Here is a 13,252-nt window from a genome sequence, read left to right on the forward strand (position 1 = left end):
CGGCGGGACATTCATCGCCGCGGTCACCGCCGCGCGACCGCGGCGGTGACGCACAGGGCCGGACGTGCAGGGTCACCGGCCCGTCAGGCTGACTGTCTCATGCCTCGCCCGTGCGCTTGCGCCAGTCGCGCATCGCGTCGCGGACCTTGTCGAACACCGCGGTCGGCGGGCCGACCAGGAGGTTGACGATCGCGGACTCCCCGGCCGCCGGATGTGGCCGGGTCGGCGCGATTGACTGAGCCGCTTCGAAGGCGCCCGCCAACAGGCGCAGCCGCTCGGTGTCGGCATGCTTGCGCAGCTGCGCGAACTCTTGTTGCTCCTCTTGCGTCGCATGGGCCACGACCGAATCGGCCAGGACGCCCAGGCGCCGGTCGAAATCCCGATGGTCGACACCCAGGTCGTACAGGTCGGCGAGCGCCCGCTTGGCGTCCGCCTCCTCCTGGAGTCGTTCGTTGACCACCTTGCCGCCGTTCGGAATCATGTCACGCGCCGCCGGATGCACGACCACTTCCTCGGCGTTCTCGTGCACGGCCAGCAGCCTGACCAGGTCGTGGAACAGCTCCTCCTTCCGTGCCCCCTGCGCGGAGCTGACGCGCGCGAACAGCTCCTTGATCTCGGTGTGCTGGGCGATCAGGATCTCCACGACGTCCCGCTGCTGCGTCGCCTTGCCGATGGCCTGTTTGACATCGTTCGGTGAGGCGAACCGGTCACGCGGAAGATCCTGCAAGGTCCGGACGACCTTCTCGTCGGCACCGTGCTGACGGGCCTCTTCGACAAGGCTCTGCTTGCTCGTCGGATAGTCCACATCGCCGAGGTACCGCTGGACCTCGATCAGGTTGGCAGTCATATGTCGCAGCTACCCACTGATGCGTTGTCCAAGCCCAGGCCGCCGTGCGGAGTCGTCACCCCGGCGTCGCGGAGCCCGCTGCCGAACCCGTCACCCGATCCCGCGCTCGATCCGCGGGTTGATCGCGCGCGGTCCGGGTAAACGCCTGGCTTTGGGAGGTACTGACCCATGACGACGACGACACAGACCGCGGCCCAGCGCCGCGGCACGCCGCGAAAGGCAACCGAGCCGGGTCGGCAGGCGGGGCAGAAAACCGCGCCGAAGAAGGCGCCGCCCTCCCGCGCGAGACAGCGGAGAGCGGAGCCGGCTCGCGCCGGGCAGGCGCCCGAGTCCGAGCTGGTGACCTGGCAGGACGTGCCGATGCCGCATCTCAAGGTGCCGGTCGTCCACATGCAGATGCCGAACGTACGGTCCACCCTCGCCAACATCAAGTGGACCGACCGCACCATCAGGCCCGCCGTCCGGCAGCCCAGGCAGCTGCTGTACTACGGCGGCGTCGGCGCGCTCGCCGTGCTCGGCGTGCTGGAATGGCCGGTCGCCCTCGCGGCCGCCGCCGGGGTTTGGGTGGCGACGCACCAGCGTCGCACCCCAGCCACCACCGGGTGAATCAGCGACGGAAGGTCGGTGAGATGACGAGAACTGAGCAGGGGAAGCAGGGGAAGCAGGGCAAGGGTGCGGTGATCGTCACCGGCGCGAGCCGGGGTATCGGCGCCGCGATCGCCAACAAGCTGGCTGACGACGGGTACGGCGTGGTGGTGAACTACGCGGCGGACGAGGCCGGCGCCGATTCGGTGGTCTCCGCCATCCGCGGGCGCGGCGGAAAGGCCATCGCTGTGCGCGCGGACGTGGCGGCACCGGATGACGTCGCGAACCTGTTCGACCGGGCGCGCAAGGAGATGGGACCGCTGACCGCGCTGGTCAACAACGCCGGGACACTCGGCGAGGTGGGACGTATCGATGAGCAGGACGCCAACGATCTGACCCGGCTGATGCGGGTCAACGTCGTGGGGCCCATGGTGTGCGCCAGGCACGCCGTGCAGGCGATGTCGACCGCGCACGGCGGCTCCGGTGGCGCCATCGTCAACATCGCCTCGGTCGCCGCCCGGGCGATCCCGGGAATATCAGGATTCGTGCCGTACGAGACCACGAAAGGCGCCGTGGTGACGTTCAGCCGTGGCCTGTCGAACGAGGTCGCCCCCGAAGGGATCCGTGTCAACAGCGTCTCGCCAGGCGTCATCGACACGGCGATGGCAGCGGCGACGCCCGGTGCGAAGCAGGCCGCCACGAGCAGCCCGCTCGGCCGCGCGGGCCGGCCCGACGAGATCGCCGCCGCCGTGTCGTGGCTGGTCTCGCCGGCGGCGTCGTACGTCACCGGCACCGATGTGACCGTCTCCGGCGGCGTTTGACCGGCGCGCGGCGACCGTGTCGAACGACGCCGTCCGAACCGTCCCGGCCCGCACTCCCGCGGGCCGGGACGCATCGCTCACGCTGCCGATTTCCAGGCGCCGTTGGTCAGGCCTGCGGCGGCCGCCTGGAGATCGTCGCGCAGGCTAGCGGTGCGCACCGCGGCCCACCCGGCGGCGGCGGCCAACGCCAGCACAATCCCGCCCGCGACGAGCGCGACACGGAGCCGGCGCCGAGGCCGACGGTGGCGCGATATATCCGATTTATGGGCTTTGTTGGCCATTCGGTCATCGTATTGCCGCGATGTCAGCCCGCGGACCGAAACTCGCCAGCGAGGTCAATACGTCGCTGCGATCCTCGCCCGGGCATCGACTCTGCCTCATGATCCGCCGTCGTCGATGGAACAGTGTCATGCTGGACGTACCGCTATCGGCGCTTCCATTCTGGAGGTGGACCATGAGTCCTGCCCTCGTCCGGCGCCTCTCCGCTGAGGCACTGGGCACCCTGCTCCTGGTGTACTTCGGCGCCGCCGCTACCCTCGCGGCGACCGGAGGAACCCTCGGCACGGCGCTGGCCTACGCCACCGCCCTCGCGCTGGTTGTATGGATCCTCGGATCCGTCTCCGGCGCCCACATCAACCCCGCCGTGACCATCGCGTTGGCGGTCCGGGGCCGCTTCGCCTGGCGCGACGTGCCCGGCTACGTGATCGCCCAGCTGGTCGGCGGCGTCCTCGCCGGCCTGCTCGCCTGGGCCACGTTCGGCGGCGCGGGCATCACCCGGGGCCTGGGCGGCGCGACAGCCGTCGAGTCGGGCCGATCCGTGTGGGTCGGCCTCGTCGTCGAGGCACTCGCCGCGTTCCTGCTCGTGCTGGCCTACTACGCACTGGTCGTCGAGGAACGGACCAGTCGCGAGTTCGCCGGCGCGGGCGTCGGGCTGGCCTACGGCACCGCGATCCTCGCGTTCGCGCCGATCACGGGTGCCTCGGCGAACTTCGCCCGGACCTTCGGCACCGAACTGTCCGTCGCGCTGGGCGGTGGCACCACCGCGTGGGGCGACCTGTGGATCTACGCCGTCGCCCCGCTCGTCGGCGGCATCGTCGCGGTGTACGTCTACGACGTCCTCGTCGCCGGACGCCCATTGATGGCACCGGTTGCCCGGACGACCAGCACAACGGCCGGCCCCGCCGCCGCGCACCCGGCCTGATCCGTCGGCAAACCCTCAGTAGTACACCCCGGTGTGGCGGGCAATCTCCCCGCCGCACCGGGCCCGCGGCTCGGCGGGAGCCGGCCGCGCCGCCTGAACGGTGGCGCGGGGCTACCCGCCGCGAAGCCATTCGGACGGCGGGGCGGCGCATGCCGCCAGGCCGGTCGGGACAATCGCTCGGTCCGGGTGAGTCTCCCGGGGTGCCCGGGGAGGTCGCCTAGAACAAATGGCCCTGCCAGACCGGGCGAGGAGGGGGACGTGAAGGCAACCCAGACCCTGCACGAGCACGGGCAGAGTATCTGGCTGGACAACATCACCCGGGGCATGCTCGACTCCGGCCAGCTCCAGCACTACATCGACAAGTATGCGGTCACCGGCCTCACGTCGAATCCGTCGATCTTCGACAAGGCCATCGAGTCCGGCTACTACGACGACGCGATCCGGGAGAAGTCCGGGACCGGGCTGTCCGACGAGGAACTGTTCTTCGAGCTGGCGTTCGAGGACCTGCGGCGGACGGCGGACGAGTTCCTGCCAATGCACGAGCGCACCGACGGCGTGGACGGGTGGGCGTCGCTGGAGGTGTCGCCGCTGCTCGCGTACGACACGGCGGCCACGATCGAGGCCGCGAAGACGCTGCACGCACGAGCCGCGCGAGCCAACCTGCTGATCAAGATCCCCGGAACGGCCGAGGGCCTGCCGGCGATCACCGAGTGCATCGCATCCGGCGTACCCGTGAACGTCACCCTGCTGTTCTCGGCCGAGCAGTACCGGGCCGCCGCGGACGCGTACCTGACGGGCGTCGAACGCCGGCTCGAGCGCCAACTCGATCCCGCGGTGGGGTCGGTCGCCTCGGTCTTCATGTCCCGCTGGGATGCCGCGGTCGCCGGGAGCGTGCCGGAGGAGTTGAAGGACCAGCTCGGGCTCGCTGTCGGGCTCACCACCTACCGGGCGTACCGCCGGCTCATGGACTCCGACCGGGTGCAGCGCGTGCAGAACTCCGGCGGGCGGATGCAACGGCTGCTGTGGGCCAGCACCAGGACCAAGGACCCGGCGGCCTCCGACACGCTGTACGTCCACGGGCTTGCGGCGCCGTTCACGATCAACACCATGCCTGACGCGACGCTGGAGGCGTTCTACGACCACGGCGAGGTGGGGGAACCGATGCCCGCCGACGGCGGCGACAGTGAGGCGACCCTGGCCCGGTTCCGCGACGCCGGCGTCGACGTTGCCGCCCTGGCCGCGAAACTGCAGTCCGACGGGGCGAAGTCGTTCGTCGCGTCCTGGAACGACCTGGTGCACAGGATCTCCGTACAACGCGCTGCGGTCACCTGAGGGGGAACCACGATGACAACGCAGACACCCATGCAGGTCGGCATGGTCGGGCTGGGCAGGATGGGCGCCAACCTGGTCCGCCGGCTCATCCGGGACGGCCACCGATGCGTCGGGTACGCCCGCACCGAGAGCACCGTGCGGCAGCTCGCCGGTGAGGGCATGACCGGCGCGACGTCGCTCGCGGACCTGGTGGCGAAGCTCGACCGGCCGCGCGTGGTCTGGCTGATGGTGCCGGCCGCGTCGGTGCAGGCCACGCTCGACGAGCTCGCCGGGCTGCTCGAGCCGGACGATGTGGTGATCGACGGCGGGAACTCGTACTACCGCGACGACCTCGTCCGCGCCGGGCAGCTCGCCGCGCGCCGGATCCACTACGTGGACTGCGGTACCTCCGGCGGGGTGTGGGGCCTGGAGCGCGGCTACTGCCTGATGATCGGCGGCGAGCAGGAGGTGATTGCCCGGCTCGACCCGATCTTCAAGAGCATCGCCCCCGGTCGGGGCAGCGCGGAGCCGACGCCGAGCCGCACCCGTGACGGGAGCGCGCCGGAGGGGTATCTACGCTGTGGGCCCAACGGCGCCGGCCACTTCGTGAAGATGGTCCACAACGGGGTGGAGTACGGGATGATGGCCGCCATCGGAGAGGGGCTGTCGATCATCAGGCACGCCAACGTGGGCAAGACGGACCGTCTCGTCGACGCCGAGACCGCGCCGTTGCGCGATCCGGAGGCCTACCGGTACGACATCGACGTCGCCGAGGTCGCGGAGGTGTGGCGGCGCGGCTCGGTGGTCGGATCGTGGCTCGTGGACCTCACCGCCGACGCGCTGGCCCGCTCGCCCGAGCTGGAGGACTTCACCGGGCGGGTGTCGGACTCCGGCGAGGGCCGCTGGACCGTCCAGGCGGCCATCGACGAGAGCGTGCCGGCTCCGGTGATCACCACGGCGCTCATCGAGCGGTTCGAGTCACGCGGGCTCGGCGAGTTCACCGACAAGGTGCTCTCCGCGATGCGCAGCGAGTTCGGCGGCCACGCGGAACGGCCGGCCGCCTGACGCGGGTCCGGCGTGCGGACGGGCGGTGGTGTCACCGCCCGTCCGGCAGGTACCACCGGTGCGGCGAGATGAGCCGGTGGATGGAGTCCGGCCCCCACGATCCGGGGGCGTACGGCTCCACGGGCGGAGGATCGTCCAGCAACGGGGCGGAGACCTCCCAGAGCCGCTCGATACCGTCGGCGCGGGTGAACAGCGACTGGTCGCCCAGCATCGCGTCGAGGATGAGCCGTTCGTAGCCGGCCAGCGCGTACTGGGTGCAGAACGAGTCCGCGTACCGGAACGTCATGGTCGCCTCGCCGAGGCGCATGGCGGCGCCGGGCATCTTGGCCAGGAAGCGGGCCGCGATCCAGCCCGGATCGTCGAACTCGATCACCAGCTCGTTGCTGGGCGTGACGTTCGTCGTCTCCGGATCCAGCGCGAACATCCGCATGACCGGCTGCTTGAGCCCGAGGGTGACCACCTGCCGCTTCTGCCCGAGCGACTTGCCGGAGCGCAGGTAGAACGGCACCCCAGACCAGCGCCAGTTGTCCACCTCGACGCGCGCGGCGATGAACGTCTCGGTCTGCGAGGCGGGGTCGACCCCGGGCTCGTCGCGGTAGCCGAGGTACTGGCCGCGGACCACGCTGGTGACGTCCAGCGGCGACATCGCCTCGAAGACCTTGGTCGTCTCGTCTCGCAGTTGCTTGGCCGCCAGGGAGGTGGGCGGCTCCATCGCCACGAAACCCAGCACCTGGAGCAGGTGCGTGACGATCATGTCGCGGAACGTGCCGGTTTCCTCGAAGAACCCGGCGCGGCCCTCGATCCCGATCGTCTCCGGCACGTCGATCTGTACGTGGCTGATGTGGTCACGGTTCCAGATCGGCTCGAACAGCCCGTTGGCGAAGCGCAGGGCCAGGATGTTGTCGACCGACTCCTTGCCGAGGAAGTGGTCGATGCGGAACACCTGGGACTCGTCGAAGATGGCGTGGATGGTCTCGTTGAGCGCCCGGGCGGACGCGAGATCCGTGCCGAACGGCTTTTCGACGATGACGCGTGCGTTGCTCGCCAGACCGGTGTCGCCAAGCATGCCGATCGTGGGCGTGAAGCCCCGCGGCGGTACGGCCAGGTGAAACAGCCGGCGTGGGTGCCCGCCGATCGCCTTCTCGGCCGCCGTCACCGCGTCGAGCAGCGGCTGCGGATCCGTCGGTACCGCCGAGCCGAAGGACAACGATTCGGCGAACTCGTGCCACGCCTCGCCGGTCGGCTCCGCCAGCCCGAACTCGGCCACGGCGTCCCTGGCGTGCTGGCGGAACTCGTCGTCGGTGAGCGTGGACCTGGCCGAGCCGACGATCCGATACCTGGCCGGCAGCAGGCCCGCCTTCGCCAGGCTGAACAGCCCCGGCAGCAACTCGCGTTTGGCGAGATCCCCGGTGGCGCCGAACAGCACGATCACGTGATCCTCGCGGGGCGCGCCGTTGCGCTCCCGCCGCGCCGTAACAGACTCCCTGGTACGGGAGCCGGGCGCCGCATATCGAACGCTCATGATCCCTGGTCACTCCGACCGTTCCGGGTGTACGTATGTTTGTCCCGCACCCGTACCCCGGCTCGGCGGGTCATACACAGTGCGCCTCTGCGATTCATGACAGGTCGCGCAGGAGTTCGGCGTCGGCGCCGGCGCCGCGCCGCACGACCGACACCTGGCCCCGTTGTTCGAACACCACGAACCGCACCGAGGCGAGCTCGTCGACGCCCTGCTGGCGCAGCAGGCCGTACAGGTCCCGGCGGGTCAAGCCGCTGCGGCGAAGCTCGTCGTCGAGCACCTTGCCGTCGGCGACCAGCAGCCGCGGCGGGTGGTCGATCAGCTTGGCCAGCAGCGGCCGGTAACGCAGCCGGGCGATGAGCCGGTGGGCGAGCAGGACCGTGACCAGGGTCGCCGCGCCGGCCAGGTAACCGGCGTCGTGCGCGTTGGGCACCCGGCCGACGATGGCGCCGGCCGCGACGGCCGCGACGAAGTCGAACGCCGACATCTCGGCCAGGGTCCGGCGTTCGCCGATGCGGAAGCAGGCCACGGCGGTGACGTACAGCAGCAGGGCCTTGGCCGCGACCCACCACACGTCGTGCGGGGATCCGAAGACTTTCGACACGACCGCCGCTACCCGATCCGGGTGCGGGGCAAACGCCGCACGGCCGCCGGGTGCCCGCCCGTCGTCCGGCTCGCCGGGTGGTCACAAGCCGTACTGCTCCAGCAGGCGCAGCCAGATCTCGCTGACGGTCGGGAACGGCGGGACGGCGTGCCACAGCCGGTCGAGGGGGACCTCCGCGTTCACCGCGATGGTGGCCGAGTGCAGCATGTCGGCCATGTCCGAGGCGACGAAGGTGGCCCCGAGCAACACCCGGCGGTCCTCGTCGACAACCAGCTTCGCCCGTCCGGTGAAGCCGACGCCGCGGACCATGGCGCCGGGGACCTCGCCGATGTCGTACTCCACGGTGCGGACGGTGAAGCCGTCGGCCCGGGCCCGCGACTCGGTGCGCCCCACCATGCTCACCTGCGGTTCGGTGAACACGACCTGTGGGGCGCCCCGGTCGTCGGCGGTGTCGCGCAGTCCCGGTGCGTCCTCGCGGGCGCCGTTGGCGCGGGCAGCGATCACGTCGCCGCACACCCGAGCCTGGTACTTGCCCATGTGGGTGAGCAGGTTGCGGCCGTTGACGTCGCCGACGGCGTACAGCCAGCCGTCGGTTGGGGCGGTGGCCCTCATGCTGGCGTCGACCTCGATCGGGCCGTCCACGCGCAGGCCGATCGTCTCCAGCCCGATGTCGTCGACCGCCGGCCGGCGGCCGGTGCCGACGAGGATCTCGTCGGCGTCGATCTGCCCGCCGTCGTCGGTGTGCACGGTCACCGGGCCACCGGGGACCGGCCGCTCGACGCGGACGGCCGAACGACCGAAGCGCACGTCGATGCCCGACTCCCGGAACGAGCGCTGCACCAGCTCGCCGGCGAACGGCTCGGCCTGGGTGAGCAGCCGCTCGCCGCGCACCAGCATGGTCGTCTCCTGGGCACCGAGTGAGTGCAGTGCCTGGGACATCTCGCAGGCCACCGGGCCGGCGCCGATCACGGCCAGCCGTTTGGGTACCTGCTGGACGCTGGTCGCCTCCCGGTTGGTCCACGGGTGGGCCTGCTGGAGTCCGGGTATGCCAGGAATCGCCGGCTTGCTGCCGGTGGCGATGACGACGGCGTGCCGGGCCCGCAGCGCGCGCGTGCCACCCTCCGGCGTCGTGACCTCGGCGCGCAGCGCCCCCGCCAGCCGCCCGTGGCCCCGCACGAACGTCGCCGGAAACTTCTCGATCGAGTTCACCACGTGGCCGTCGTCGCGGTGGGACACCGTATCGTCGCGGTGGGCCAGCACCGCGGCGGCGTCGATCGGCCCGCGCAGCTGCAGCCCCGGCATCCGCTCCACCTCGGCCGCCAGCTCCATCGGCCACAGCAGCGCCTTGCTCGGAATACACGCGTAGTACTCGCACTCGCCGCCGGCCAGGCGCTCCTCGACCACCACCGCGGTCAGGCCACCTCGCACAGCGCGTGCAGCGACGCTCACCCCGACCGGCCCCGCACCGATCACGATCACGTCAAAGACATCAGCCGTATCCGCCATGAGACACCCCTCCAGTGTCGAACGTGCCGCCCGGTGTGACTTCCCCGGCAGCGCGACTCGAACCGGCGAGGCGTCACGATTCCGGGCGCTTGCCGTCGATCGGGAGCCGCACGGTGAACTCGGTGCCCTCGCCGGGGGTGGAGCGCAGCCGACCGACCCCGTCTCGATCAGGCCGCCTCTTGCTTGCGCCCCGCTGACCTGGTACTAATGCTCAACTCAGAACTTAGGTTCATAAACATGAACCATCTGGCCGACCGGAGGGGTCACATGGATGAGCGGCGCCCGAGCCCGGGTTTGTTCTCCACCAGCACGTCGATCTCCCGTCGAAGCCTGCTGCGCGGTGCGCTCGCGGCAGGCCTGACCGTTCCCTCGGCATCGCTGCTCGCTGCGTGCGGCGGTGCCTCAACCCCGAAGACCAACGACACTCCCGGCACGCTGTCGATGACCGCGTGGGAGGCCTACCCCGATCAGATCCGCACGCTGCTCTCGTCGTTCAAGGACCAGTCCGGCGTGGGTGTCGACCTGTCCCTCATCCCGAACGTCGGCTACGGCCCCGCGCTGCAGACGCGGCTGCAGGGCGGCCAGGCGATCGACGTCTTCTACAACTTCGCCTACGCCTCGACCAAGTACGTCGACGCCGGCTGGGCGGGCACGCTCAACAAGTTCTCCGGCGTCGAGGACATGCTCGCGGACATGTTCCCGGCGTCGGCGGCCCGGCACCGGCTCGCGGACGGCCGGATCATCAGCGTCCCGTACTTCTCCGCAGTGCACAGCCTGATGTACAACGAGAACCACCTCAAGACGCACGGCATCGCCGCCCCTCCGACCACGAAGGAGGAGGTGTACGAGCAGAGCAAGAAGCTCAAGGCCGCCGGAGTGGCCAGCCCCTACGGGGCCTACTGGACCAAGCAGTTCCTGGAGGAGTACTTCCTCGTCTACCTGCTGGCCGACGGGATCACGCCGTTCGACGCCAAGGGCGCCCCGGTCTTCGCCGACGACGCCAAGACGCTCAGCGTCATGGAGTGGTGGAAGGCGATGTACCAGGAGGGGCTGACGTCCAAGGAGGTGCTCACCGCCGACCCGGGCGCGCACGTCACCGCGATGGCACAGGGCAACTCCACGTTCTTCGAGCTGCACCACTACTTCCTGCAGATCGTGCGGACGACCGACGGCCCGGAGTCGAAGAACGTCACGATGCTGTACCGCAACCCGGGCATCACCGGCAAGACGCTGCAGATCGGCGAGGTCATCCAGATCGGGGCCAAGTCGGGCGGCGCACGGGCCGAGGACGCCTGGAAGCTGCTGAAGTTCTACGGCTGGAAGGACGACGCCGGGAAGTACTCGACGTTCAGCTCCTGGGCCAAGGCGGCGGCGCTGCTCGGCCCCTACCCGGGGCTGTTCAAGGACAAGGACTTCCTGGCGGCGTTCCCGGACTACTACGACATGGCGAAGCTGGAGGACTCCTTCGCCAACCAGAGCGACGTCGTGCCGGCGCGGGTCGCGCCGTGGTACGCCTCGTTCCAGGTGAAGGTCGGCGACCGGTTGCAGGCGATGCTGCTCAACCAGGCCGGCATCAAGGACACCATCGACGGGCTCGCCGCGGACGCCAAGAGCCTCGCCGCCGCGGGTCGCTAACATGACGTCGGCAGCCGAGACGATCTCCCGGCCGGTGACCCCGCGTGGACGCAAGTCGGCGCGGGCCCGGGCCGACGCCCGGTTCGGGATGCTGCTTGCCGGCCCGGCGCTGATCTTCGTGTTGGGGCTGGTGGCCTGGCCGGCGATCCGCACGACGGTCTACTCGCTGCAGCGGGTCAGCTTCGCCGGCGAGGAGCGGTGGGCCGGGCTGGCGAACTTCCAGACCCTGTTCACCGACGAGCAGTTCCGGCACGCGCTCACCACGACGGTGCTCTACGCGGTCGGGTTTCTGCTGGTCTCCACCCTGCTGGGGCTCGGCTTCGCGCTGCTGCTCAACACCGCCTTCCACGGCCAGTGGCTGGCCCGCAGCCTGCTCATCGTCCCGTGGGCCTGCCCGTGGGTGATGTGCGGGATGATCTGGAAATGGTTCGTCGACGGTGAGGTGGGCGCGCTCAACGGCGCGCTCACGTCGCTCGGCCTGATCGACCACAACGCCGCGCCGCTGTCGAACACCACCGGGGCGCTGGTGGTCGCGGTCCTCGCCGGGGCCTGGCGGCAGGCGTCGTTCACCGGGCTGCTGTTCCTTGCCGGGCTGCAGACGATCCCGAAGGAACTGCCGGAGGCCGCGATGGTCGACGGCACCAACGCCTGGCAGCGGCTGCGGCACCTGACGTTGCCCTGGTTGCGGCCGGTCATCGTGGTGGTGGTGATCGTCAACACGATCTTCGGGTTCATGCAGTTCGACACCATCTGGGCGCTGACCCAGGGCGGTCCGGGCGACGCAACCTCGGTGCTGTCCATCTACCTGTACCAGCAGCTCTTCGTGTACACGAACACCGGTCTGGGCTCGGCGACGGCCGTGGTGCTCGGCGGCATCGCCCTGGTGCTCGGGTTCGTGTTCGTCAAGCTGCTGTACCGCTCGAACGCCATCACGGAGGGGGTGGAATGAGACGGTCACGGCTCGCCTCGGTGGCGGTGTATCTCGGGTTCGCGGCGTTCCTCGTCTGGATCCTGTTCCCGTTGTACTTCACCGTGCTGAGCAGCTTCATGGGTCCTTCGGAGATCGGCGCGAAGCCGTTCCACTGGTGGCCGCACGACCCTACGCTGGCCAACTACGTCGCCATCTTCACCGGCAACAGTGCGCCGTTCTCCACCGGGCAGGACGGCGGGATCGTGTCCAGCACCGACGCGGTCGCCCGGCTGATGCCGGCGATCGGCCGGAGCCTGTTCGTCGGCGTCGCGGTGGTGGCCAGCAACCTGGTCATCGCCGGCGCGGCGGGGTACGCCTTCTCGCGGTACGAGTTCCGCGGCTCGCGGCTGGCGTACCTGCTGCTGCTGGCCTCCCGGGTGGTGCCGGCGATCGCCATCGTGCTGCCGTTCTTCGTCGCGTTCCGGCAGCTGGGGCTGCTGAACACGTCGCTGGCGCTGATCATCAGCTACAACGCGTTCACGCTGCCGCTGGCGATCTGGCTGCTGAAGACGTACTTCGACAGCGTGCCGCGGGAACTGGAGGAGTCCGCCGAGGTCGACGGCGCCTCCCGGCTGCGGTGCCTGCTGGTGATCGTCACCCCGATCGCCCGGCCCGGGCTGATCGCGGCGGGTCTCCTGGTCTTCCTGGAGGCCTGGAGCGAGTTCTTCTATTCGCTGGTACTCACCAACGGCCTCACGGTGCCGCCGGTCGTCGCCGGCCTACAGAACCTCCAGCAGTTCTCCTGGACGACGCTGGCCGCGGCGACGATGTTCACCGTCATCCCGCCGGTGCTCATCGCGCTCGCCTTCCAGCGGTACATCGTGACCGGCCTCGCTGCAGGGAGTGTGAAATGACCGGGAGCTTCACCGGGAAGGTCATGACCGTCCTCGGGCCCATCGAGCCGGAGGCGATGGGTAATACCCTCACCCACGATCATCTGATGGTCGACGGGTGGGGACTGCGCCAGCTGTACGAGGCGATCCTCGACGACGAGGAGATCGCCGTGGAGGAGGTCCGGCGGTTCGCGGCGGCCGGTGGCGGGACGATCTGCGACCCGACGAACATCGGGCTCAAGCGCGACCCGGAGGCGCTGCGCCGGATCAGCGCGGCCACCGGCGTCAACGTCGTGATGGGCGCCGGCTGGTACCGCGAGATGGTCTACCCCGACCACATCACCACCGACAGCAC

Annotated in this window: 13 protein-coding genes and 1 pseudogene; 9 read left to right on the forward strand and 5 right to left on the reverse strand. The window is 70.0% G+C overall.

Annotation, left to right across the window (positions count from 1 at the left end; all coding sequences use genetic code 11):
- Window positions 1-97 precede the first annotated feature (97 nt).
- Window positions 98-805, reverse strand: coding sequence for a DUF2795 domain-containing protein (locus ACGFI8_RS21695; RefSeq protein ID WP_392807331.1), 708 nt, complete (start codon window positions 803-805; stop codon window positions 98-100).
- Between the two features lie 210 nt (window positions 806-1,015).
- Between ACGFI8_RS21695 and ACGFI8_RS21700 the strand changes: the two genes are divergently transcribed.
- The gene (locus ACGFI8_RS21700; protein WP_392807333.1) at window positions 1,016-1,453 is read left to right on the forward strand and encodes a hypothetical protein; all 438 of its coding nucleotides are present in this window, start codon (window positions 1,016-1,018) and stop codon (window positions 1,451-1,453) included.
- 23 nt (window positions 1,454-1,476) lie between these two features.
- Window positions 1,477-2,253 carry an SDR family oxidoreductase gene (locus ACGFI8_RS21705; protein ID WP_392807335.1) on the forward strand — a complete coding sequence of 259 codons (777 nt, stop codon included), beginning with the start codon at window positions 1,477-1,479 and terminating at the stop codon, window positions 2,251-2,253.
- 77 nt (window positions 2,254-2,330) lie between these two features.
- Here ACGFI8_RS21705 and ACGFI8_RS21710 read toward each other — a convergent pair whose 3' ends face one another.
- Window positions 2,331-2,534 (reverse strand): hypothetical protein, encoded by a 204-nt coding sequence (locus tag ACGFI8_RS21710; protein WP_392807336.1) that lies wholly within the window; start codon window positions 2,532-2,534, stop codon window positions 2,331-2,333.
- 173 nt (window positions 2,535-2,707) lie between these two features.
- On the opposite strand from ACGFI8_RS21710, the gene ACGFI8_RS21715 reads away from it, so the two are divergent.
- From ACGFI8_RS21715 to gnd, 3 genes are all read left to right on the forward strand, one after another.
- A complete protein-coding gene (locus tag ACGFI8_RS21715) occupies window positions 2,708-3,454 on the forward strand; it encodes an MIP/aquaporin family protein (RefSeq protein ID WP_392807338.1) in 747 nt (248 codons plus the stop codon).
- 258 nt (window positions 3,455-3,712) lie between these two features.
- The gene (gene tal, locus ACGFI8_RS21720) at window positions 3,713-4,786 is read left to right on the forward strand and encodes a transaldolase (protein WP_392807340.1); all 1,074 of its coding nucleotides are present in this window, start codon (window positions 3,713-3,715) and stop codon (window positions 4,784-4,786) included.
- 12 nt (window positions 4,787-4,798) lie between these two features.
- A complete protein-coding gene (gene gnd / locus ACGFI8_RS21725; protein WP_392807341.1) occupies window positions 4,799-5,830 on the forward strand; it encodes a phosphogluconate dehydrogenase (NAD(+)-dependent, decarboxylating) in 1,032 nt (343 codons plus the stop codon).
- Window positions 5,831-5,861: 31 nt separating this feature from the next.
- On the opposite strand, the gene zwf is transcribed toward gnd, so the two are convergent.
- The 3 genes from zwf to ACGFI8_RS21740 form a co-directional block, all read right to left on the reverse strand.
- Window positions 5,862-7,352, reverse strand: a complete 1,491-nt coding sequence (zwf, locus tag ACGFI8_RS21730) for a glucose-6-phosphate dehydrogenase (protein WP_392807343.1) — start codon at window positions 7,350-7,352, stop codon at window positions 5,862-5,864.
- A 94-nt stretch (window positions 7,353-7,446) separates the two neighbouring features.
- Entirely contained in the window at window positions 7,447-7,953 is a 507-nt protein-coding gene (locus ACGFI8_RS21735) for a DUF421 domain-containing protein (protein WP_392807345.1), read from the reverse strand.
- 81 nt (window positions 7,954-8,034) lie between these two features.
- Window positions 8,035-9,459: a dihydrolipoyl dehydrogenase family protein gene (locus ACGFI8_RS21740; RefSeq protein ID WP_392807347.1), complete on the reverse strand. Its 1,425-nt coding sequence runs from the start codon at window positions 9,457-9,459 to the stop codon at window positions 8,035-8,037.
- A 267-nt stretch (window positions 9,460-9,726) separates the two neighbouring features.
- Between ACGFI8_RS21740 and ACGFI8_RS21745 the strand changes: the two genes are divergently transcribed.
- From ACGFI8_RS21745 to ACGFI8_RS21760, 4 genes and pseudogenes are all read left to right on the forward strand, one after another.
- Window positions 9,727-11,094: an ABC transporter substrate-binding protein gene (locus ACGFI8_RS21745; protein WP_392807348.1), complete on the forward strand. Its 1,368-nt coding sequence runs from the start codon at window positions 9,727-9,729 to the stop codon at window positions 11,092-11,094.
- Window position 11,095: 1 nt separating this feature from the next.
- On the forward strand, window positions 11,096-12,043 hold the full coding sequence (locus tag ACGFI8_RS21750; RefSeq protein ID WP_392807351.1) for a carbohydrate ABC transporter permease: 948 nt from the start codon (window positions 11,096-11,098) through the stop codon (window positions 12,041-12,043).
- The gene (locus ACGFI8_RS21755) at window positions 12,040-12,918 is read left to right on the forward strand and encodes a carbohydrate ABC transporter permease (RefSeq protein WP_392807353.1); all 879 of its coding nucleotides are present in this window, start codon (window positions 12,040-12,042) and stop codon (window positions 12,916-12,918) included. The genes ACGFI8_RS21750 and ACGFI8_RS21755 overlap by 4 nt, the downstream gene beginning before the upstream one ends.
- Window positions 12,915-13,252 (forward strand): annotated as a pseudogene (locus tag ACGFI8_RS21760) (hypothetical protein); the annotation flags it as partial. The gene ACGFI8_RS21755 and the pseudogene ACGFI8_RS21760, both read left to right, overlap by 4 nt.

This window comes from Dactylosporangium sp. NPDC048998 (genome assembly GCF_043197855.1).
Taxonomy (GTDB): Bacteria; Actinomycetota; Actinomycetes; order Mycobacteriales; family Micromonosporaceae; genus Dactylosporangium.